A 22,830-nucleotide genomic window follows, 5' to 3' on the forward strand; every position below is an offset into this window, starting at 1 on the left:
AGATAGCCCAGGGCTTTACTCGTAGTCAAACTAACTAATTCCGCTCGTATATCCGGAAATAATACTCGTATGGATTCTTCTCGTTACGCTCACCTTGCTCACTCGACACCAACGTCCATGCGGACAAATCCAAGTCAGACATAAAAGTGTCTGCCTCGAACTCATGCTCGATGAAAGTGATGTACATACGAGTCACGCTGGCGGCAAAGAGCTTGAATACTTCCGCACCGCCGATCACGAACAACTCCTGATCACGGAAAGCGGCTTGCGCTTCATCCACCGAATGAAGGACTTCACAGCCTTCTGCGTGGAACTCCGTATTTTGCGTAAGAATGACATTGCGTCTTCCGGGAAGCGGCTTGCCGATGGATTCGTAGGTTTTGCGGCCCATCAGGATGGGATGACCCATCGTCACGTTTTTGAAAAATTTCAGATCCCCTGGCAAGTGCCACGGCAGCTTATTATTAACGCCAATGGCTCGGTTACGATCCATGGCAAAAATGAATGAGATACTCATACGGCGAACACTCCTTTCGTTACAATAACTTCCTTAAATCGCAATTGGCGCCTTAATGCCCGGCTGTGGCGTGTAGTTAAGAAATTCAAAATCATCGAATTGGTACTCGAAAATGGAAGCTGGCTTCCTTTTAATCTGAAGGGTCGGCAACGCCTGTGGTTCCCTGAGAAGCTGCTTATTCACTTGTTCAATGTGATTCTGATAAATATGCACATCGCCGCCGTTCCAGATCAGATCCCCAACTTCCAGATCGCACTGCTCCGCGATCATATGCGTTAAGAGGGCATACGACGCGAGATTAAACGGCAGACCTAGGAACGTATCGACAGATCTCATTTGAAACATACATGATAATCGGCCATTTGCTACATAGAATTGAAACGCATAATGGCACGGCGGCAACGCCATGTGATCCACTTCCGCGGGGTTCCATGCACTGACCAAGTGTCTGCGTGAATCAGGATTCGTTTTGATTTGATGAATCAGCTTCTCGATTTGATCGATTACCTGCCCGTTCGGCGCAAGCCATGTACGCCACTGTGCACCGTATACGCGGCCAAGGTTCCCCTCTTCATCTGCCCACTCGTCCCAAATCGTAACACCATTCTCGCGTAAATATTGGACATTCGTGCTCCCGCTCAAGAACCACAATAGTTCATGAACAATGGACTTGATATGCAATTTCTTCGTTGTTAAAAGAGGAAAACCTTCTTGCAGATTGATTCGCATTTGACGTCCAAAAGTAGAAATTGTTCCTGTACCGGTGCGATCACCCTTCTCTACACCATTATCTAAAACATCCTTTAGCAATTCTAAATAAGCTTTCATAATTCAATCATTCCCCACGCTTTCGAGTATATTTTTCTATTATAAACATTATCATCCTTATTGAACATCCACTTCGACAATTCATTCCAAAATCCACTGAACTGTAATAATTGGCACCTTGTTTCAAGGTGCTTTTTCCTGTAGAGTATGATACATTTTTTTAGAAAGAAGAGGTTCGCAAACTCCCTCTCTAAAAAACTATGAAATGAGGATTTACCCATGGCAGGCAGAAGTAATGAAGATTTGAAAGAGATTACCCTATTAGGCAATCAAGGCACGAAGTATGTGTTTAACTATGACCCTACGCTCTTAGAAGCATTTGATAATAAACACCCGGACCGGGCTTATTTCGTCAAATTTAACTTCCCTGAGTTCACTAGCCTATGTCCTGTAACGGGACAACCGGATTTCGCCACACTCTACATTTCGTACATTCCTACGGTCAAAATGGTGGAGAGCAAATCCCTGAAGCTTTACCTATTCAGCTTCCGCAATCACGGTGATTTCCACGAGGATTGTGTCAATATCATCATGAATGATCTCATCGATTTGATGAATCCACGATATATCGAGGTATGGGGCAAGTTCACGCCTCGCGGCGGCATCTCTATTGACCCGTACTGTAACTGGGGCCAACCAGGTACGAAGTACGAAGCTATGGCTGAGCATCGCTTGATGAATCATGATCTGTATCCAGAGAAGATTGATAACCGTTAGGATCGTAGAAATGTGAAAAGCTTGGTCAATCCCCAGCAGTGAACTGGGCTTGACCAAGCTTTTTTTCATACAATCAGCAGATACACGTCGTCTTTTTCTTGCCTATTCGCCCCATGCTCTCGATTTTCTGAATGTAATCTGTCGCAAGTGGTACCTTACAAGCAGTTTGCCCGACATCCACGTGTACCTTGCCGATCTCCTCGGCTACTTCTATCGCGGTATCAAATAACGGGAAGCAATAGGCGCCAACGGTAATCACAAAGCTATTCATCACATAACGAACACGGTTGCGTTCCTGATGAATCGTTGTTCGGATCTGTTCTAGCAGCTCAGTGATCTCTGCTAAATCAAGCTTTTCGTCCGGCGTGATCGAGATGTAATTCGTATAGGTGCTCCAGCCGCAGGCAGCCAACATTTCATCTGGGTCGTGCAGCCACTCTCTCGCTAATTCCAAAGCGTAACGGCTTTCGGCAACTACCCCCGCAACCGAGCATTCAGCCAACATGTACCAGTACGCGTGCTTCGCCCAGTCTTCCAGCTCCTGCTTCGACATGGATTTCGGGTCGATCGACAGTCCTGCTAGGTACATGGCATCCGTATTCCCGGTTTCATACAGGGCCAACGCGAGCTCGCGATCTTTTTTCACAACTTTGACCAGCTTCTTCATATCCCCAATTTTAACACCGAAAAAAGGATCCTGTGCACCATGTCGAATTAACGTGTTCTTCGTTTGTTCACTGCCTAACTCTTCCAGTCGTGCCAGCACTTCATCTAAGGTCATAAAGCCACCCGCTTACCATCCATTTTTGCTTATTGTATCATAAGGCACTTTGCTCTGTGAAATGGATGATACGGGTTAATTATGTTTGTCCTTGCCCCGCATGACCGTCAATTGATATGTCTTCGATGTGGAATCTTCTGCGGTAACTACAATGTCAATCACATTAACACCTGGATGCAGTTTAATCGTGTCAGAAGCCGCGCCACTTGCTACAGACGCTCCGTTAACGGTCACTGTAGCTAAACTATCCGATGTGATCGGTGTGACTTGGATTTTAGAATCCTCCGTAGGCACATTGACTGTATAGTTGGTTAGCAACGGATCAAATGCAGGAGTTAACGTACCCGAGCTGATCGTTAGGTCGCTTAAATTCGCATTGTCGGATAATAGCCGTGTTACCGTTAGTCGATATGTTTTCGCTGAAGTATCTTCTGCGGTAACTACAATTTCAATGACATTTTCACCAACTTGTAGTTGAATGGCACTGGAAGCCGAGCCGCTAATTAGAGGTGCTCCGTTTACCGTCACATTAGCTCCAATGTCAGAGGTTATTGGCGTAATGATCATTTCGCTCGTTGTTTTAGGCACGGATAACGAATATTCCGCCACTGCTGGGTCAAACATTGGGCTTAAGGTGCCAGAGCTAACCGCTAAACCACTTAAGGTATTGTCCGTCGAAGGCCATACCTCCGTAGCCGTAACGCCAGCAGCCCTATCATAATTCATGCCAATATTGTTCAAAATATTTTTACTAACAAGAATGTTTGTACCTGCTTGCAGTTGAATGCCATTTGTATTTCCGGTTACCACATTACCTTCAATTTGTACGTTTTGTGGGTCACCCGCTCCGATAAAGTTAGCATTTTGATCACCTCTATCATGTTCGAGCAAAATTCCCCAGTAATTCGTCGCCGTATTATTTCGAATTGTGTTATTCACAATACGAGTTCCTGGTCCATTCAAAATATTGATTCCCACCGCATTATCGACCGATGTTGTGTTTTCAATGATATTGTTCTCAATCAAGGTATCTGGTGTACCCATCGTAACAACAATGCCTTCACGCGAATTACGGATCACATTGTCATGAATATGATTATTCGGGCCCGATTTACTATGATTAGATGGAGCAGTCCCCCCTGTATTCCCAAGGCCTACGCCGCCGCCAGTCAAAATATTCTCGATGGTGTTGCCATACACATCATTTAAGTATTCCAACTCGCCGTGGAGATCGATGGAATCTAATTTGGTATTCATATAATGATTGTTACGCAGAACATTATTGTGTGCCACATTTTGAATAAGGGAACCATGTCGTAAATAAGGTCCTTCAAACGTGGAGTCTTCCACAACATTCCAATACGTATCATTGGCGAAACCAAGTCGGTCTACCTTCGGCATCCCTTGAATGGAAGTTCCATAACCTGCTCCGCCTCCACCTAGATCTGTGGCATTACGGAAGGTACTATGGCGAACGATTACATCATGACTGTTCTCAATGCGAATCGCCATACGTCTAAAACGTTCCACGGTAACATGATCAATCGTCACATTAAAGGATGGGATCTCGCCATAGTTGGCTACAGCAATGCTGCTATCAGGACCGCCCGCATCGGGATTGTTCGTCGCATGCTCTAATGAAAAGTTGCGATTCCAAGTGGAGGTGATCGTCAAGTTAGACACCTTAATATCGTGTTGACTCGATGACTTCACAACGGAGCTATTTTTAATATCATCGATGCTTGACTTCAATATAGTGCTAGCTTCACTTTCACCGCGTAGATTTACGCCGGACTTCAGCTTCAAATTCACAAATCCATCAGGCGAAGTGATTAAGTTATACACGCCGTTGGGCAGATAGACTTCATCTCCCGGTGAAGCGGCATTTATAGCATTTTGAATAGCAACACGGTCATCATTCGCATTATCTGCAAGGTCAACACCATAACTGGTTACATCAATTGTTGCACCAGTGACAGGATTCGGTGTATGCAGTTCATGTACAGTGCCATCTGGATTCGTTAATCCTGCTTTGGTGAAAGGAACTGTCCCCGCAGGTGGTGCAGGTGTAATATTCGGAACAATGGCAACTGGCGTATCACCCGTAACATAGGGTGCATAGATCATGACATCCGTTAAGCTGGTAAACGTGCTGCCATCTGAATTTCCATGTCCAATGATGCGTACGAAACGAGCGTCCGTATCTGGGATATCAAAAGCTTGCATATTCGCTGTGGTCGCGCGACTGCTTCCACTAAACACGTTTGTCCATGCTATAGCATCATTAGATGTTTCAATATCTAGTCGCGTAGAACGTAGGTCACCTTTATAAAAGGCAATGCCTACATACCCAATTCGTTTGGTTTCCCCTAAATCAAACATCACATACTGACCATCACCCGAGGCTGACCAGCGACTAAATAAGTTATTATCTAGCGTGTTGCTTTCTACATTCCCATCGCTGCTGCTCGCGTTAACCTCGACGACTGGAATCGGCGTAACGGGTGCTGACAAAGTTGTCGTGTTGTAGATTAACGGCTGCGTGGAAACATTGCTGGCAACGTCTATCGCATAGACCGCATAGGATACACTTGTATTCGGAGACAAGCCTTGAGCTGTATAAGTCGTAGTACTTCCCGCAACCGTAGCTGTAAGCACATCATTTTGGTAGATGGTATACGTTGCAACGGAGCTATCATCTGCTGCCGCTGGCCAAGCTAGTTGGACAAAATCTGTTCCGAGATTGATCGACTTTAGCGCAGCATCGGGGGACCATTGTGGTGGCGTGCTGTCACTTTGTACGACTCGCTTCACAAGAAGCTGCGTTTCTGGATTAGAAACGGAGGTATTATCTTTGGAATAGAAGTTAACGGATTTCCCGGTTAACAACGAATCAGCGACTACAAACGTCACTACCCCATCCGCTAAATGACGTCTCACATAATCGGAAACATCGATATCGTGATAAATCGGTTTTGCTCCATTTAAGGTGGTAATCGTAAATTGACCTACTTGTTCCATTTGTGATAGATCTTTTTGAAGGGCAGTGGCATTGTTCCATGTAAATGTATTTTCCTGCCACGAATTATCGGTAAGACCGAAAACTTGCAAATCCGCTGTGGTCAGGCTGCTTCCTAGTTTAGCAGATACTTGCAAAATAAATTTATAGCTTGGATCTGAAGCAGCTGTCACATCAAACTTCATATACATCTGTTTCTTTTGCGTACTCGTTGAAGAGATGCTAAATAGCCCATCCGTAGATCCATTCTTTTTATCATAGTTCGTATCTGCCAGTGGTGGTACAGCGGTATCTCCACTCTTCCACTGGATCGCAGCATCAGCTGACGGAGGAAGTGCATTTACGACGACCTCAACATCTGCCGCCATCCCTGCTACGGGCAGGAGTAGAGACCATATCATTGTAAACATGAGCACAATCGCAAGCTTTCTTTGTACAAAATGAAATTTCATTGCAGCAAAACTCCTTATCCTTAAAATTTCGACATATTGTAAGCGTATACAAAAATAATGATACTCGCTTTCCACTCGATTTAATTGTCATTTATTTAGGTCAAGGAGTGACAAAATTAGGATTTCATAGAAAAAAACCGATCCCAGAAGGATCGGTTTACTAATTTATCTTCCACAATCATTTAGTACAACGGCTGCGTTTGATACACAGGCGGATATGGCTGCGGGCATTGCGGGTATGGCATTATATCTCTCACTTGATTGGACGTATAATGTTTGGTAGCAAATTGCGTATGGTATAAATATTCAATTACGTAGATAGAACCGCCTTGTACACTGCATAGAATGCCAGATACACCAGTACCATCCATCAGGGAAATACCGACGGGCTTTCCGATTAAGGCGTAAGCTTTTTGCTGAATGGGCATAAGTCATCAACTCCTGATGTACCGTATGCCGCCAAGCGCCCAAAGGTTCAAGCTCACTTCAACCTTTCTACGCCTACACGTCCTGAGAAAAAGGTAGCCCCTCCGCCCATATCCGCTACGCGGTCTGGCGTTAATGCATTCACGCGGGTTTTGCTTCCGGGCGCATCGGCCCAAAGCCCTTGGCTAACAACAACGCCGCTTTGCACATCGCGACCTGCAGTAACGACCAGCTCGCACTCGCCGCGCTCGTTCCATACACGTGCGACATCGCCACTCGCCAAGCCTAAAGCCGAGGCATCGTCTTCATGCATATGCAGCTTCGGTATTTTCTCCATTCGGACATGCTTCTCATTATGCGCAAAGGTTGAATTCAAAAAGTTATGATTCGGTGCCGGAATGAACATAAAAGGTAAATCGCTGTCTTCGGCAAGCGGTTCATAAGTCGGAAGCGCTGGAAAGCCATTACTCGCCATTTCGGCCGAATACAGTTCGATTTTGCCGCTTGGCGTCCGCAGCTTCCCAGGAAATAAGGGCAAGATCTCTGCCTTCATGAATCCGGAATCCAACAAGGCATCGAACGATATGTCAGCTAAAGCAGGATTGCTAGGATTGTTCAAAGCCTGACGAATCATGTCCTCATCACTGTCACGCAGACCTTCATCCTCGTAGCCCATCTTCTCGGCGAGCAGCCGGAATACATCCACATTCGCTTTACTTTCGCCATAGGGCAGGATGACAGGGAGTTGGAGATGAACATAGTGGTGCCAATACGAGCGATAAAAGTCTGTATTTTCAAAAGAGGACGTCGCTGGCAGCACAATATCTGCATATTTAGCGGTCTCTGTCAGGAACAGATCATGCACAACGGTGAATAGGTCTTCACGCAGGAGCCCCTCTTCCACTTTATTCGCATGGGGAGCGACCAACGCGGGGTTGGAATTGTATACGTATAGCGCATGGATAGGCGGATCTAGCTCTAGCAAGGCGCTGCCAAGCAGGTTCATATTGATTTGACGCGCTTCCTTCGAACGCAGATCAGGCCGCTGTAACGCCGCTATGTTATGCTCCAAGTGGGCGCCATTCCCTTTGATCGCGCCGCCGCCTTGATGCAGCCATTGGCCCGTAAGCGCCGGCAAGCAAGCGATCGTCCGCACACACATGCCGCCGTTATCGTGATGCTGAATGCCATTCCCTATGCGAATAAAGGATGGTGAAGTCTCACCATATAAACGAGCGAGGCGATAGATATCCTCAACGGGTACGCCTGTAATCTCAGATACGCGAGTAGGGTCATACTGCTTGACATGCTCCCTAAGTTCCTCATGCCCGATGGCATATTGCTGTAGGAAAGCCTCATCCGTTAGATTCTCTGCAAATAGAATATGCATAATGCCAAGTGCCAGAGCTGCGTCCGTTCCAGGCAAAATAGGAATGAACCAGTCCGCCCAGCGGCCTGTTTGGTTTTTATGCACATCAATGACGATGATTTGCGCGCCATTTTTGCGGGCTTTCTCGGCCAGCATCACCTGATGCATATTCGTGCTGACCGCGTTGATGCCCCACATGATGATCAGCTTCGCATGCACCGTATCTTCCGGATCGGTCCCATAGCTGCCGCCCATCGTATATTTGTAGCCCACGGTGCCCGCTGATTCGCAGATCGAGTACATCAGACGGCTCGCTCCCATGCGATGGAAGAAGCGGCGATCCATGCCTTCCGTTCCAATCCGCCCCATGTTGCCGTAAAAGCTATAAGGCAAGATAGATTCTGGACCTTTCGTGGCAATCAGTTCCTTCCAGCGATGGGTGATGGTGTCTAGTGCCTCTTCCCAGGTAATCCGCTGGAAAGAGCTCCATTCACCCTTGGGGCCGATGCGTTTCATCGGGTACTGCAGTCTTTTATCATCGTAAATACGTGCTGTCATGTTGCGAACTTTGTTACAAATAGCCCCCTGCGTCACGGGGTGATCAGGGTCTCCTTCTATTTTCACAATCTTCCCGTCTTCTTTATGAAGCAGCAAGCCGCATTGATCTGGACAGTCCAGAGGACAGACAGCTGGAAAGATACCTTGTTGTTTTTCGGTCATTGTTGTTGTCAACGATGTACGCATGATGTGTTCTTCCTTTCACCTTCAATACATCTACTATATACCGAAATGAAGGGAATTTAAAACAAAAAGCCTGCGGATACTCCCACAGACTTCTCAGTTATTTTTTTCTCCCTAGGTTCAGTTCCTTCATAATTTTTCGCCCTGTCGGCGTCTGAGCTAAGCCGCCTTTGGCCGTTTCCCGATGCTTCTCAGGCATCGCTGTCCCCACTTCGTACATCACTTGGACGACCTCGTCCGAAGGGATGACCGATCTGACTCCGGCCAATGCCATATCGGCTGCAGCCATGGCGTTCACGGCACCGAATCCGTTGCGTACGATGCACGGGATTTCGACCAACCCGCCGACTGGATCGCAGATGAGTCCCAATGTGTTCTTCAGTGCAAGTCCTACGGCATGCATCGCTTGCTCTGGTGTGCCGCCGCGCAGCTCGACAAGTGCGCCTGCCGCCATTCCGATGGCAGAACCGACTTCTGCTTGGCATCCGCCTTCCGCGCCAGAGACAAATGAATTGTTGGCGATCACATACCCGATCGCGCCTGCACAGAGGAGGCCATTTACCAAGTGGTCATCTTCCCAGCCAAAACGCTGCTGAGAGCTAATGAACACACCTGGGATAATCCCGCATGAGCCCGCTGTTGGCGTGGCGATGATTCGCCCCATCGAGGCGTTGACTTCCGAGACCGCAAGCGCATAGGCCATCGCTTTGCAAGCCTCTTCACCGAGCGAAGCTTCGGTCGTTGTTAAATAGCTCGCCACACGTTGCGCATCCTTCCCCGTTAACCCGCTCCGGGAAGTCGTGTCCTCAGTCAGGCCTTTGGTCACGGCCTCTTTCATAATCTGATAATAGGCGCGCATTTTATCAAACACATACTCGGGCGGCTTCCCTGACTCATGGCTCTGATCTGCCAGCATGACTTCCGCAATAGTTAAGCCTTCCAACGTACACAGATCGGCTAGTTGTTTTAATGTCCGGAATCTCATTCGTCGCCTCTTTCCGCAAGATCCACTATTTTAACGTCGGTGATCATACTTAACTTTAGTAGTTGTTCGACCAATGAGTGTGAGATGGCTGCATCCGTTTCAATGACCGTCATCGCTTCTTGATGGCGCCCCTTCCGGTCCAAATCCATGAATCCTATATTAATTTGGTTGCTGCCTAACAGCGTCGTAATATCTGCGATCATCCCTGGACGATCATGATGTGAAATGACTAATGTCGGATAATTCGCGGTAAATTTCACGTCGAATTGATCCACACTAATAACTTCTATATTGCCACCTCCGATGGATGCGCCTTTCATGCTAATTTGGTGCTTTTCTGAGATAAGTACAATGCCTACCGTATTCGGATGATCGGCTTTATCTTTACTAATATGAAAAACGACAGCTACGCCTAACGCTTCCGCTTCTTCGGCCGCCCCCGGAATACGTGGATCATCCGTTTCAAAATCCAAAATCCCGCCAATTAGTGCAAGATCCGTGCCATGCCCGCGATACGTATCCGCGAATGAGCCATAAAGCGTGATCTCTGCTTTGAGCGGCAGTTCGCCCAGCAGCTGCCTTGCCACGCGGCCCAAACGAATCGCACCAGCCGTATGCGAGGAGGAGGGACCGATCATCGAGGGACCAATGATGGAAAACACATCTTTAAAACGCATCACACAGCGCTCCAATCCTAAGGTCTTACTTACTATCTTATCCTATTGTATGAAAGGGGACATATAAAAGACAAGACTTTAAATTGACGAAAAGAACCGACGTTTGGGTTATTTTGGTGCACCAGTGAATTGACGTATTTATCAAAACGATTGCTGCCACTTTATTGATTCTCGGCAGGTGATGATCAGAAGATTATCTCGCCTAACGGACATGACGGACGTTATTTCAGCCATATTATCTCTTTTCTGAATCTAACGGACACGACAGTCGTTATAGTGGCAAAGATGACCCATTACTGCCTACTTTCCAGCGAATAGAGGCTTCTGTGTCCGTTAGCGGGGGCGGGGTGCGCGTCACCCATCAACACAAAAAAACAACCACATCAGCCCTAGGCTAACGTGGTCATCTCTAACACATTAGTACACCTCAACCTCAGCAAACGCCATTCGTTAGCGATTCGCATCGGTTTTGAACAGCATTCCCCCACGGCATGTCTAGACACCTTTTTCTAATGACGCAACCGAACGTCACCTGAAATTCCCCATTTGACGAAATGGGCGTAGTCCACCTTCGTTTGTTCAGGAGCATCTGGACGATCAGCAAAATTTTTGACACCTTTAAATTGATCAGGGCTCGTTAAATAACGGTCTCCATCCACATGTCGGTGAGGGCCGTACACATTAAATGTACTCGGGTAAAGCAGCACCTCCAGCTCATAAGCGCCTGCTTGAATCCCTTGCGGTAGAGGCACCGACCAATTCGGTCCCCAGCACCAACCTAGCTCGTTCCCGTTCAGTTTCACAAAAGCTGCATCGGACCAAATACCCGTAAGCTCAATAGCTACATGTTCCATTGTGTTCAGCCGGATGGATTTCCTCACCGCAATTGGCGAGCCTGCAAATGGGAATCCTGCTGCAATCAAGTTGCTGCTGTTGATCTCCGTTGACAATGGTGATAGCTCGAGTGCCCCCGCCAACATCCATTGGTGCTCGTCCTTCTCGATCAAAGACCCCCTGCTCGTGACGAGGAATTGACCCTTGAGGAAAACAATCGGACATGCTTCTCCCTCAGGCAATGGCGTTACCTCTAAAGTCAGTTTGGTTTTATTTGCTATAAGAGATGATGGGATGTAAGCCTCGAAACCGCTTGTCGTTGGCGACACCTCTAACTCCTCACCATTCATCCAAACCGCGCTTACAGCATCATGCAAATAGAGTGTCATCTCACCAAATGCTTCTGGACGATTTACGCTTAATTCTGCTTGCAGCTTATTCGTCCCATCCTGTTCCAACAGCTCCACATAAACCTGGTTCATTTGCGGTGCTTGAGCTACCCACGGCGTCTGTTTCAAAGATGAGCTTATCAATGCAGGTGTCACCGTTGTTGATTTAACCGGCAGTACGCGCTCCCAATCCTCCGAATCACAAACTGTAACCCCTGCTGCACGTAGTCTCTCCTCCATAGCAGGATCATTCCAGCGACAGCCGTCTGCAATCAGCACATGGGAGTATTCACGCATGCCGATCCGCAGATTTCCTTTGACGAAAATTCCCGACTCCTCAACAACCCGCTCCTCGGTCAATTCATAATGAAGCCCCGCCGCATAGCAGGACTCTACGAGCGTAATCAGCTTCGCATCGAGGATGCCTGAGGTGCTGGCAGGAATGTTAGACCCATCATGTTCATTCATTTGCATAGCATCCAACGAATCAAATGTCGCCATAATCCCACGGGTTGGCGTTACGATCACGATGTCCGGCTTCTCACGCAAATCCGGTAGCTGAGCAGCTTGCTCCTGAAGGGAAGCCAACAGCGCTGGGAAAGCTTCCTTCCAAGTCAGATGACTCGGCATGGAAGGCGGCCAGTCCTGCACCGCTTGCGTGGTGAGCTTGAGTTGGTTCAAGTGGAACACAAAATGTTCCACGCCGTGACTAGCTAGCCACATCACGTAGTTGGTGAAGGATTCAGGCGAGACCCCCCAGCCGCTTCCTCCCATGGCTTCAACCAGCGCGCCATCTCGACCTTGCTGCATCGCGACCGAGTGCGCAATACGCGGGTAAAAGTTGTTGCCAGGGAAGCGCTCCAACGCATCAATGGCTGGTGTCTCTACCTGTTTTAACACTTGAAACGCTGAGCCGCTATAGGACAATTGGAAAAAAGGGCTTTCCTCGGCTTTCACATGGGCTGTGAATTTTTTGCCATGCTTTTCGCACCAATCGGCTACAGGCTTATAGAAGCTAGTAACAATTGCATCCGTTAACATTTCCCAATAGCGTACACGGAAGATCTCGTAACCTTCGCCACTCGTAAATAGTAATGGTAGTTGAGACAGCAAAGCTTCGCCATACTTCTCCTCATAAAGCGCTGGAAATCGCTCATCCCAAGGGATGGCGCCTGTTTTGACCGTGATGCCATGTCCATCTAGAAAGGCAACTTCATCGGAGAAAAAGCCAGTCACATAATCAAATGCTTCAGGAAGCAAGCCTTTGCGATAGCCCTCGTGAATGATATCGATAAACGTGTGTGTAGCCAACGGATCTAACGATGAAACAGCAGCATGTTCCCCGAATACGAGTCTACCGCCCTGCTCATCGGAGAGCCAGTTGACGTACTTACATGTGGAATCAGGTAACCTCTTGATGACTTCACCGCTTGCTGTGCCAGACGGCCAGCCATTTTCATCGTAAATCCAGAAGATCATCCCCATCGATTTCGCATATAAAATCAAGTCTGACAGAATGGCCAGATACTCATTACTCATATAGACAGGTTTATTAGGATAAAAGCGAGGATGAAAAATAACACCCTCCAATCCCGCTAATTGGAGTTCGTCAAGCTGGTCTTGCAGCTGTTTCAAATTCAATTCATCGTTAATCGACCAAAAACTGAGGAATGACAATTTATTTCTCATTTTCTTACACCCTTTTCCCCTATTGAGAGTCTATTTCGTATTACTTACTATGGGTATCTTATAGCCATCAAGCCAGCTTCTCAATATACACTTTTTCGCCGTGTAGCTTTACTAAATAAGTTCTCTGTAATTCCTCATTATTCCACGATACTTGAATGGCATCTCTCGTCAGCTCTGCCACTTCCAGTCGACCCTGAAGCTTCTCGCCTGTGCTAGGATCATAGTGCAGTGCCTGAACAAAAATCACTTCCTCTTCCACAGTAGCCACTGTAAGAAGGGATGTCCTCTGCCCACTCGGCGGATTCTCTGGCGTCAACGCGGTGTATATCGTTGTTGGCAGCGAGCACCAGACGTGCTGCTCCAATGTACCTTCGCTCATCTGGTATCCAAAAGCAGATACATCTTGCAACAGCTTCCGTTTCTCCTTGAACCATTGCTGATCTAGTCGGCTTAGCTGATCTTCCGACGCTGCCCATTTGATAGCCTCGTCATTGCTCAGCAACTTTCCACTAAAGTGATTCGTCAGATGGACCTCACGAGTCGCCGGGACGGTAACTTGCACAATATCTAACAGATGATCCTCAGCTAAAATGTTAATTCTCCGAATTTGAGCCCCTTCATAGGCGTCGACGTCCCATGGATTGAGCTCAGCTGGAAGGATGATACGATCCTTCATCACATAATCATCTGCCAACCAATCCACGGTGGTTTCCAGCCATACGCCCCATGCCTCTTCGTGCATTTGAATCAATTGCCCGTCGCGTGGCGGCTGATCTGCCCCATCGATACTTACGGTGTTATGCGAATACGTATGCTTAAACCAGCCGTAATGGGCAGGAATCCCATAAGCCGTCGTGCCTGGATCAATGAGCAACGGGACATTACCGCGCATAATGGATAGCCCCAATCGATCCATATGATCGTGTTCACCACCGAACCGGCTATGCTTCACGATCACATGCCAGCCTGCTTTATTCACTAACTTGGTCAGCCCACTCGCGGGTAAGGAACGTGTTCGCTGCACTCCATGCCCAAGCAACTCGGATTCCTCCGTGTATCCACCCAAGTCTTGTCCGAACATCAACGCATAGATCGAATCTCGCTTCGAACAACGAGCGCTTTTAATCCGTGAATCTGCATCTGCTGTACCATAAGCCGTATTCAATAACGAGCGATACATGCCATCTCCGTAGATATCGTTGGCAATTTCATAGAATGGCGCATACGTGCCAATGTGATCGCCCAGCCCAGCATCATTGATCGTCGGCATAACGCCGCTCGGCAGAACCAACTGCAAGGGGTAATCGAACATCGCTTTCAGCGATTTCTTGTGCCAGACATCCCACGGCGTCCCTTCCGCAATTAAGGCGTAGTGCAGCAGGGATTTAAATGCATAAAAGTGATACTGCACATTCCCTTCGTACCATAAACCATCCTCGAAAATCCCACGATCCAGCTGATCATGTAAGCCATATTCTCCCGCTAGGCCCGCATCAACAATTTCTGTATCGCCAAGCAACAGGCCAAGCGCGGCAATGGCCGATGTAATCAACACCGAATGATTATGAATTTGTTTTTCTTTGTGTGCAATGAGAAAACGAGCACAGGGCTCAAGCAACCCTGCCCGAATATGAGCGACTTCATCTGGTGTCAGATGCTCCTGAATGACATCATAGCCAAGCGCTAGATCCGTGATCCAATGTGCTTCATCTAAGGTTTGGGCAAATAATTTGCCAGGCCCATTGTAAGGAATATCCCCGTGTATCGTATACGTTTCGTAGTGATCGGCGTACGCCATCAAATAGGATTTAACGAATTGTAGTCGTTCCACATCTGGTTCTATCGCGTACAGCAAAGCAATGTGATACACAGCCTTACCGATCTGACTATGTGCAATCGATGTCCAGCATCCATCAAGCAGTTGACTATGCCGCTCCTTACCGCAGGTTGAACAACGATGAAGAAAAGGCTCGTTCCACTGGAAAGTGAGCCGAGTCCCATCTTCATCACAATAATAGTAGTGCATCCATTCACCTTGCTCATGGGTGCGGATGGCGAAGGTGATCTCCGCCGCTTCCTCCGCATCCCGTCTTAGCAGCTCCATCGCAGCTTGAAATTCCGAGCTGCCTGCGTTCCTCCGCAGTCTCTCCACACGATTGATGTCCATGGTCAGAAGTCCTCCTAGCCTTTCAATGAACCAGCCGTCATTTGCATGAACGAACGATTCGCAATCATGTACACTACCAACAACGGCAGAATCGATAAGCAAGCTCCCGCCAGCATATAATGCGTTTGAACCGCTGCTGATGAGCCGTACCGCAGATAAGATAGCCCAACAGTAAGCGTCTGTAACTTGGGATTCGTCATCGTGAACACTAACGGACGCAAGTACTCATTCCACGCCCCGCAAAATGTAAACAGCGCACCGACCCCGAGTCCTGGACGCATAAGGGGCAAAATAATTCGCCAGAAAATACCGCTATTGGAACAGCCATCGATCCGCGCAGCCTCGTCTAATTCCCGGGAAATACCTTGTAAGAAGCTTAATAAAATAAAGAAGATATACGCGTGTCCACTGATCAGAATGAGGACCACGCCCCATAAATTCGTATGCAGGTGCAGCTTCACCATCAGCTCAAACTGTGGTCTAATCACGACAGCGCCGATCGAAATGAACATCGTGGACGCTTGAATGGCCACATACAGCTTTTTGCCAGGAAAATTCATACGTTCAACCACATAAGCTGCCATGGAGGCTACAGTCAGTACACCGATCGTAGTTGCTCCACTCAGGAACAAGCTATTCCACGTAAACCTAGCGAAGTTAGCCTGCACCCAGGCCTCTTTATAATTGGCGAAATGCCAGGAGGACGGAAATATTTTGCCCCCCTTGGTAATCTCCAAATTAGACATGAACGAACCTAGAAAGGTAACAACTACAGGAAAAACGATAAGCAGGGCTGTGGCGAGTAAGAATATCCAGAGCAGGACCCTACCACCTGATCCAACTATCGAAAATGGCTCCGTTTGTTTCTTTATATAAACAGCAGGTATCGCTTCTGACACTTTCATATTCCGAGTCTCCTTCCTATTGCAGTTTGTTCAGACGCCTGGACATCGCATGATAGATCAACGTGACGATGCCGACGATAACAGCCGTCACGAAGCCTACAGCACTGCCGTAGCCAAATTGTGGATCGGCCAATGATCCTGATGGTGTTGGGAAGAAGAGCTTGTAGACATATAAATACATCACTTCTGTCTTTCCTACCGGTCCGCCTTCTGTCAGCACCATGATGCTCTCATACCCTTTGAGCGAATTAATAATCGCAAGCATAATGACGATCTGGAGCACTGGTCCTAACATTGGAATCGTTAAGTACCAAAACTGCTGCCATTTATTTGCCCCATCCAAGGACGAGCTTTCATACACATCGTTCGAGATATTTTGAAGACCAGCTAGAAATAACAGCATGTAGTTACCCACAGCCCCCCAAACCGCAATGAGGATCGTTGTCAGCATCGCATGCTTAGGTCCGAGYCAATCGATTCTTTCAGAGATGATGTGAAACTTTAATAAATATTGATTGAGAATACCGTTATACGAGTTGAAAATGATAAAAAATACAACGGCCATCACAGCCGAGCTAATGATTGTAGGCATGAAATAGATCGCTCTTAGCCAGTTGCGTCCACGGAGCTTTCCATTCAAAATAACAGCAAGCACTAAGCATAATGGCAGCGTAATAATGAGCTTTCCACCTGCATAAACAAAAGTATTTAAGACAGAATGCCAATACTCCGTATCTTCCCAAAGTCTTCTGAAATTATCGAACCCGATAAAGGTTGGAGCCGCGTAGCCTTTGTACTCATAAAACATATATCGAATCGCCCAAGCAATCGGATAGACGCCTAGCACTATGGTCAGCAGAAAGCTTGGAAACAAAAATAAGTATGAAAACCCGATCTGGCGTGTTCTGTTCATCTCATTCCCTCCTAAGATACCCCAAAAAGTGAAGCTAAGCTTCGATGTATAGTCCGTTCGCATCGAGTATTATCTCGATCGGCGTCTAAACTTACCATTCAAAGCGGTCATACTTCGCCGAATTGCTTCGATAAAAGTTTAGACATTACTTTCCGGGGGCCCCTTCAATTTATTAACGCTAAGATGAGTGCGAGAGTGGAGTTTCAGCTCCACTCTCGCTTTATATCTCTTCAATTAGCTCTTATTTCATCATCAATTTCATTGGATCGAAGCTTGCATTTGGTGCTACTTTGACATCGCCCTTAGTGACAGCTTTATCAAGAGCATCGTTATAGCGTTTGTTCAAATCTTGAATAATTTGATCCAAGTTGCCGCCGCTAATCATATATTTAAAGAACGCGTCATTGTATTTCATGCCTTCAACCGTAACCGTTGGTTGAAGCGGCCATGTACCGTCATTTCCGATTGGCAAGAAGCCGTCGATACCTTTGATTTCTGGTTTCTTCGCAACGGAGGATACGGATGGTACCATGGACAAGCCGAAGCCTTTTTCATGATACGTTTTCAATACATCATCTGCATACATGAACTGCATGAACTTCCATGCTTGATCGGCATTTTTGGTTGTGTTGCTGATCGCTAGCCATTGACCGCCCAAGAAGGATGTTGCTCCTTTGATCGTTCCATCAATCGTTGGAACTGGTGCAGCAGCYCAGTCAATCTTAGCTGGGAACTGGTTMGCGTATACGCCTGGCTCGGAGGAGAAGGAGATATACATCCCGATTTTGCCTTCCGCGAATTGTGCACGCAGTGGATCAATATCCAAGGATTCCATACCTGGCAATGTGCTGCCGTCATCTACCATTTGCTTGAAGGATTGCATGATATCTTTGTAGCCTGTAAAATCAAACTTCGCTGTTTTGAAATCAAAACCAAGTCCGCCGTAGCCGCTAGCTTCTGCGATCACTCTCGCTGAACGACCAAGGGCGCTATCCGGGCTCTTGAAGTTCTGAGCAAAGCCGTAGGAGCCATTCGCTTTACCAACTGCGGTAATTTTCTTTGCATCCTCAACCATTTCTTTCAATGTTTTCGGAGGTGCCGCAATACCTGCTTTTGCGAAAAGCTCCTTGTTATAAACGAGACGAAGCGTCGACCCGTAGTTAGGAAGGCTGTACATTTTGCCGCCAATTCGGTTGAAATCATCAATAACTGGGAATTTCTTCTTAACAGCATCGGTTACGTAAGCATCAATCGGTTTGAGGTAACCTTTCGTAGCAAAGGGTTGAATCGTATTTTCTTTGACACGAATAATATCAGGCGCTTGTCCGGAAGCAAAAGCAAGATCAATCGCTTGGTTGAAATCCTCTGTCTTTACAACCATTTCAACTTCAATATTTTCGCCATTCGTCTCGTTGAATTTTTGTACAACACTCTTAATATAGTCCATATCATGACGGTCACCCGTCCAATAAGAGAGCTTCGTTTTGGCTTTGGCAGGAGCCGCGCTTGCCGGTTGATCGGATGCTTTCGCAGACGCCGCTGGGCTTGCTGCTGTTTCCGTCTTGGAGCTGCAAGCTGCTAAACTACCCGCAAGTGTTACCGCTAATGTGACCGTCCCTAATTTTTTAAACATGTGTGAGCCTCCCTTAAAATCTGTTGTTTACACTTCTAATACTAAAAGAATTTCCATTCCCTGATAATGAGGTCAACTCTTGAATGAGGGCAGATATTTCTATATGTTGCCCCTCTTCCTACCCAAAAAACAGGCAAGCCCTCACGGCTTGGAGGACTTGCCCAGTGACATTTCTTTAAATTCCGTCGGTGTAAGCCCAGTCTGCTTTTTGAATACCTCACTGAAATAACGCCGGTGCTCATAGCCAAGCTGCTGTGCGATTTCCTGGACCTGATAATCCTCGATCAGCATCGATTTCGCCCGCTCCATCTTAGCTTGTGTAACGAACTGCCCAAACGTCGACCCTGTTACTTTTTTGAACAAATTCGAGTAATAGCCCCAACTTAAGTTCACCTGCTTCGCACAATGCTCCAGCGTCAAATCGAGATCCAAATTCGCTTTGATATACTCAGCCGAACGGTGAATAATTTTCTGTGACTCGCTAGCCCGTTCTTGATGAATCAGACGGCAGCCGATTTCGCACAGCTCAATGAACCACGCGCGATATGCTAGGATAGCGGCTCCGCTGTCTCTGATTTCAAGCGTCTTCGTTTCGAATTCGGCTAGGCTAGGACGAGGGAATTTCTCCACCAGCACGCGCAGCATCCGCAGCACAAGACCTTGCAGGAGTCGCTCCACGACCCCTGGTTCGGGGAGAACGGAAACTTTCCCCATCTCGGTGAAAATGGTCATCGCCCACGCTACGCATGCGTCCCGATTACCAGATCTGAAAGCGAATAGAAACTCATTCTCGCTATCCTCGGTATAAATCCACTCCACAGGAGCTGCTGCGGCATCCGTATTATAGCTGAATGCGCCATTCCCTCCCGTGTAAAAATGATACGATAAAGCGCTGAGCGACTGCTGATAGCTTTTCGGCAGCTCTTGCACGGTCTCTACACAGTGGCCGATGCCAATGGAGATCGTGAATTTGGTATGACGTGCGATGTTCGAGCAGCATTGATCTGCGATCGCAATCGGCATTTCGCTATTCGCCACGTTGAGAATACAAATATAACGATTGAACCCCTCACGAAACACAACCGCTGCCCCGCCCAAGGCGATCGTCTCTTCCACGATATTTTGCAAGGAAAATCGAACAAGCTCTAGCTCTTTCACAGGTACTTCGCCATATTTATCGGTAAATTGATCAATTTGAATCGTCATCACTGCAAATGGCGGCTTCAGCTCATTAATATCTAGAAAGTCCGATAATCGCGCTAACTCCGCATCATTCGTTTGATGGTACACGAGTAAGGATAAGTACTCCTGCCGGAGGGCTGGCATACTTTCTTTAATCTTTTGTTGAAGACCAATCAGCTGCGTACGGCTTAGGTTCTCTTGCTCCCAAACCTCCTTGGCCTTTACGACCGCTTTCACTATCTGATCAATGGAGAAAGGCTTTTTTACATAGTCTAATGCGCCATATTGGATCGCTTTCTKGGCATAATCGAAGTCTGTATAGGCGCTTAAAATGATAACCTTACTCGTCGGCAAGATCTCCATAATATTGCGCGTCATTTCCAAGCCGTCCATTTTGGGCATACGAATGTCCGTTAGAATCAGATCTGGCTTCGTTTCGCGAATCACTGCAAAGCCTTCCTCACCATTCGTAGCGCTGCCCACAATCTCGATACCGTGATCTTCCCATGGAATCTTCTTCGTAATCATATCCACGACACTTCGGATGTCATCCACAACACATAGCTTAATTAGTCGGTCCATGGAAATCCTCCTCTTGGTCATACCGTGGCAGCCACAAGTCGATTTGAGCTCCGCCAAATGCATTCGCCCCGATCTCCATCCGTTGCTCAGTCCCATAGTACAGCTGTAGACGCGTGTAGATATTGCGCAGTGCATAACCATGCTTCGAGGTTGTCGGGTGCATCATGCTCTGAAGAAGGAGCTCGGGAACGAGTCCGTGTCCATTATCCTCCACCGTGATATGCAGCCAATCGCCATCTGCTCGAGCTGAGAGCTGAATTTCTCCACCAGAAGTCATGTCTTTGAATCCGTGCAAAATACTATTTTCAATCAGCGGCTGTATCATAATTTTAGGTACAAGGCAAGCTTGCATCTCAGGCTCAACTTCCATCCGGAAGACGAATAAATTTTCATACGACCTTTGCTGAATCGCCAAATATTGACGCACATGATCCACCTCATCCGCGAGCGTAATCAAATCCCTGCCCCCGCTTAAGCTCAATTGGAACATATTCGATAAGGCCAAAATCATTTCATTCACATCATCGTTTTCACCTAACACCGATTTACAGTAAATCGTATTGAGCGTGTTATAGAAAAAATGCGGATCCATTTGCGCAGACAACGCTTTAATCTCCGCCTTTCGTTTATCGCGTTCCCGATTTTTCACATCCTCAATGAGCTGCTTGATCTCATCCAGCATGCGGTTGAAACGGAATCCAACCTGAGAGACTTCATCCTTATAAACGCTTTCAAAACGCACATCCAAGTCATTTTCCTCTACCCGCTTCATCAGCTTTTGCAGTCTGAACAGCGGTTTCAACAGGATGAGTGTTAAATTGTTCGTGATGAACAGCGAAACTAGGATGAATGCAATGGTGGCGTACGTCGTTGCCTGCTTGATGCCATTTAATTTGGCCAGCAATTTATCCTTCGCCTGAACCCCGACAATCATCCAATCGTCCTTGACGTCCAGTCGCGCATAATTCACGAGGTAGTCTTTACGATCAGAATCGCTATAGAAAAAGGAACCCTTCCGCTCATCTGTCAGTTGCTGGACGAAATCAGGACGTTGAATGAACGCCTTATCTAGCGTACGGTCCGAGTAATTGATATCTTCGCCTTGCGAATCAATGAAATAATAGTGCTTATCAGGGCTCGATAAATTCTCCATAAAGAGATCACGCAGATCGTCTTCCTTCACATTGATGACGACATAGACATTCGTTGGCTCTTTATTTAGATACGAATCTTCACTGACCCCCTCTGCGACGAGAGAGATCACCCGTTGTTTCCCCGTAAAGAACGGATCAACATGCCCTTTACTCCAAAACCCTCGCTTCAAGAGCTGAAACTGCTTAAACATATCCGATTGGTAAAAGGAATTCGCATTATTCCGCGCACTGGAGGTCGGATAGAAATCCCCGATCGGCGTGGCGATGAGAATACTCTCAATCATAGAGTCGTTGAATTTCACTTGTGAAAAAACGTACTGTAAGGCAGTTAATGACTTGTAGTAGCTGGAACTATCCTCATTCTGGACATCCTTCATGAGTTGCTTGAAGGCATCGCTGAACATCAGTGCTCGAACAGCAGTACCGATATTTTTCAGTCGTTCATTGACGATTTGCGCGGATTGATTCACAGTATCTTGACTTGACTGCATGGCGTTGCGCTGAATTTCTTTAGACGCGATCAGGTAGGCGATGCTCCCAGTAGCCACCAGACCCACCGTGATTAAAATGACAAAGGTAAACCATATGCGTTGCTTTAATGAAAAGGAATGGAACATCCGTGGTAGCCACGACCAGATAGCAAGCTTATTCATAGGCGACGTTAGCACCTTTCCTGTGTGTGAGAAGATAGTCTTTATCTATTCTATTATAGTATAGGCCACTTTCCGTGAGCAGGGGGAAAATTCAAGATGGAGGGCAGCTATTTCGTGATTCCACTACAAAAACAGAACATATGTTCTTTATTTTTCTGAGCAAATGTGGTAATAATAAGAGGTAGACATTTTACACTTCAAATAAATCAAAATTTAA

At 47.0% G+C, this 22,830-nt stretch carries 16 protein-coding genes and 1 riboswitch; of the genes, 1 reads left to right on the top strand and 15 read right to left on the bottom strand.

The window, feature by feature from the left end:
• Positions 1-34: 34 nt before the first annotated feature.
• Positions 35-517 carry a dihydrofolate reductase gene (locus AC1DVJ_RS00435; RefSeq protein WP_477587575.1) on the bottom strand — a complete coding sequence of 161 codons (483 nt, stop codon included), beginning with the start codon at positions 515-517 and terminating at the stop codon, positions 35-37.
• 33 nt (positions 518-550) lie between these two features.
• Positions 551-1,345, bottom strand: coding sequence for a thymidylate synthase (gene thyA / locus AC1DVJ_RS00440; protein ID WP_477587576.1), 795 nt, complete (start codon positions 1,343-1,345; stop codon positions 551-553).
• Positions 1,346-1,509: 164 nt separating this feature from the next.
• Positions 1,510-1,553: riboswitch (PreQ1 riboswitch) on the top strand.
• 11 nt (positions 1,554-1,564) lie between these two features.
• On the opposite strand from thyA, the gene queF reads away from it, so the two are divergent.
• The gene (gene queF / locus AC1DVJ_RS00445; RefSeq protein WP_477587577.1) at positions 1,565-2,062 is read left to right on the top strand and encodes a preQ(1) synthase; all 498 of its coding nucleotides are present in this window, start codon (positions 1,565-1,567) and stop codon (positions 2,060-2,062) included.
• A 73-nt stretch (positions 2,063-2,135) separates the two neighbouring features.
• Here the strand turns inward: queF and AC1DVJ_RS00450 are convergent, their stop codons facing one another.
• The 13 genes from AC1DVJ_RS00450 to AC1DVJ_RS00510 form a co-directional block, all read right to left on the bottom strand.
• Positions 2,136-2,843 (bottom strand): DNA alkylation repair protein, encoded by a 708-nt coding sequence (locus AC1DVJ_RS00450; protein ID WP_477587578.1) that lies wholly within the window; start codon positions 2,841-2,843, stop codon positions 2,136-2,138.
• 75 nt (positions 2,844-2,918) lie between these two features.
• The gene (locus tag AC1DVJ_RS00455; protein WP_477587579.1) at positions 2,919-6,314 is read right to left on the bottom strand and encodes a cadherin-like beta sandwich domain-containing protein; all 3,396 of its coding nucleotides are present in this window, start codon (positions 6,312-6,314) and stop codon (positions 2,919-2,921) included.
• A gap of 182 nt (positions 6,315-6,496) precedes the next feature.
• Complete coding sequence (locus AC1DVJ_RS00460; protein ID WP_477587580.1) at positions 6,497-6,742, bottom strand: hypothetical protein; 246 nt, start codon at positions 6,740-6,742, stop codon at positions 6,497-6,499.
• A gap of 53 nt (positions 6,743-6,795) precedes the next feature.
• The gene (locus AC1DVJ_RS00465) at positions 6,796-8,853 is read right to left on the bottom strand and encodes a molybdopterin oxidoreductase family protein (RefSeq protein WP_477587581.1); all 2,058 of its coding nucleotides are present in this window, start codon (positions 8,851-8,853) and stop codon (positions 6,796-6,798) included.
• Positions 8,854-8,950: 97 nt separating this feature from the next.
• A complete protein-coding gene (gene sdaAA, locus AC1DVJ_RS00470; RefSeq protein WP_477587582.1) occupies positions 8,951-9,835 on the bottom strand; it encodes an L-serine ammonia-lyase, iron-sulfur-dependent, subunit alpha in 885 nt (294 codons plus the stop codon).
• Positions 9,832-10,512 (bottom strand): L-serine ammonia-lyase, iron-sulfur-dependent subunit beta, encoded by a 681-nt coding sequence (sdaAB, locus tag AC1DVJ_RS00475; RefSeq protein WP_477587583.1) that lies wholly within the window; start codon positions 10,510-10,512, stop codon positions 9,832-9,834. The genes sdaAA and sdaAB overlap by 4 nt, the downstream gene beginning before the upstream one ends.
• A gap of 509 nt (positions 10,513-11,021) precedes the next feature.
• On the bottom strand, positions 11,022-13,424 hold the full coding sequence (locus AC1DVJ_RS00480) for a hypothetical protein (RefSeq protein WP_477587584.1): 2,403 nt from the start codon (positions 13,422-13,424) through the stop codon (positions 11,022-11,024).
• A 67-nt stretch (positions 13,425-13,491) separates the two neighbouring features.
• A complete protein-coding gene (locus tag AC1DVJ_RS00485; RefSeq protein ID WP_477587585.1) occupies positions 13,492-15,591 on the bottom strand; it encodes a heparinase II/III domain-containing protein in 2,100 nt (699 codons plus the stop codon).
• A gap of 14 nt (positions 15,592-15,605) precedes the next feature.
• Positions 15,606-16,496: a carbohydrate ABC transporter permease gene (locus AC1DVJ_RS00490; protein ID WP_477587586.1), complete on the bottom strand. Its 891-nt coding sequence runs from the start codon at positions 16,494-16,496 to the stop codon at positions 15,606-15,608.
• Between the two features lie 16 nt (positions 16,497-16,512).
• Positions 16,513-17,409: a carbohydrate ABC transporter permease gene (locus AC1DVJ_RS00495; RefSeq protein ID WP_477587587.1), complete on the bottom strand. Its 897-nt coding sequence runs from the start codon at positions 17,407-17,409 to the stop codon at positions 16,513-16,515.
• Positions 17,410-17,650: 241 nt separating this feature from the next.
• Positions 17,651-19,042, bottom strand: a complete 1,392-nt coding sequence (locus AC1DVJ_RS00500) for an ABC transporter substrate-binding protein (RefSeq protein WP_477587588.1) — start codon at positions 19,040-19,042, stop codon at positions 17,651-17,653.
• A gap of 141 nt (positions 19,043-19,183) precedes the next feature.
• Positions 19,184-20,806: a response regulator gene (locus tag AC1DVJ_RS00505; protein ID WP_477587589.1), complete on the bottom strand. Its 1,623-nt coding sequence runs from the start codon at positions 20,804-20,806 to the stop codon at positions 19,184-19,186.
• Positions 20,790-22,613, bottom strand: a complete 1,824-nt coding sequence (locus AC1DVJ_RS00510) for a sensor histidine kinase (protein ID WP_477587590.1) — start codon at positions 22,611-22,613, stop codon at positions 20,790-20,792. The genes AC1DVJ_RS00505 and AC1DVJ_RS00510 overlap by 17 nt, the downstream gene beginning before the upstream one ends.
• Positions 22,614-22,830 lie beyond the last annotated feature (217 nt).

The organism is Paenibacillus sp. P4_A9 (assembly GCF_056402415.1).

Coding starts and splice junctions, on each gene's coding strand:
- AC1DVJ_RS00435 (WP_477587575.1), bottom strand. CDS start 517: ATGAGTATCTCATTCATTTTTGCCATGGATCGTAACCGAGCCATTGGC.
- thyA (WP_477587576.1), bottom strand. CDS start 1,345: ATGAAAGCTTATTTAGAATTGCTAAAGGATGTTTTAGATAATGGTGTA.
- queF (WP_477587577.1), top strand. CDS start 1,565: ATGGCAGGCAGAAGTAATGAAGATTTGAAAGAGATTACCCTATTAGGC.
- AC1DVJ_RS00450 (WP_477587578.1), bottom strand. CDS start 2,843: ATGACCTTAGATGAAGTGCTGGCACGACTGGAAGAGTTAGGCAGTGAA.
- AC1DVJ_RS00455 (WP_477587579.1), bottom strand. CDS start 6,314: ATGAAATTTCATTTTGTACAAAGAAAGCTTGCGATTGTGCTCATGTTT.
- AC1DVJ_RS00460 (WP_477587580.1), bottom strand. CDS start 6,742: ATGCCCATTCAGCAAAAAGCTTACGCCTTAATCGGAAAGCCCGTCGGT.
- AC1DVJ_RS00465 (WP_477587581.1), bottom strand. CDS start 8,853: ATGCGTACATCGTTGACAACAACAATGACCGAAAAACAACAAGGTATC.
- sdaAA (WP_477587582.1), bottom strand. CDS start 9,835: ATGAGATTCCGGACATTAAAACAACTAGCCGATCTGTGTACGTTGGAA.
- sdaAB (WP_477587583.1), bottom strand. CDS start 10,512: ATGCGTTTTAAAGATGTGTTTTCCATCATTGGTCCCTCGATGATCGGT.
- AC1DVJ_RS00480 (WP_477587584.1), bottom strand. CDS start 13,424: ATGAGAAATAAATTGTCATTCCTCAGTTTTTGGTCGATTAACGATGAA.
- AC1DVJ_RS00485 (WP_477587585.1), bottom strand. CDS start 15,591: ATGGACATCAATCGTGTGGAGAGACTGCGGAGGAACGCAGGCAGCTCG.
- AC1DVJ_RS00490 (WP_477587586.1), bottom strand. CDS start 16,496: ATGAAAGTGTCAGAAGCGATACCTGCTGTTTATATAAAGAAACAAACG.
- AC1DVJ_RS00510 (WP_477587590.1), bottom strand. CDS start 22,613: ATGAATAAGCTTGCTATCTGGTCGTGGCTACCACGGATGTTCCATTCC.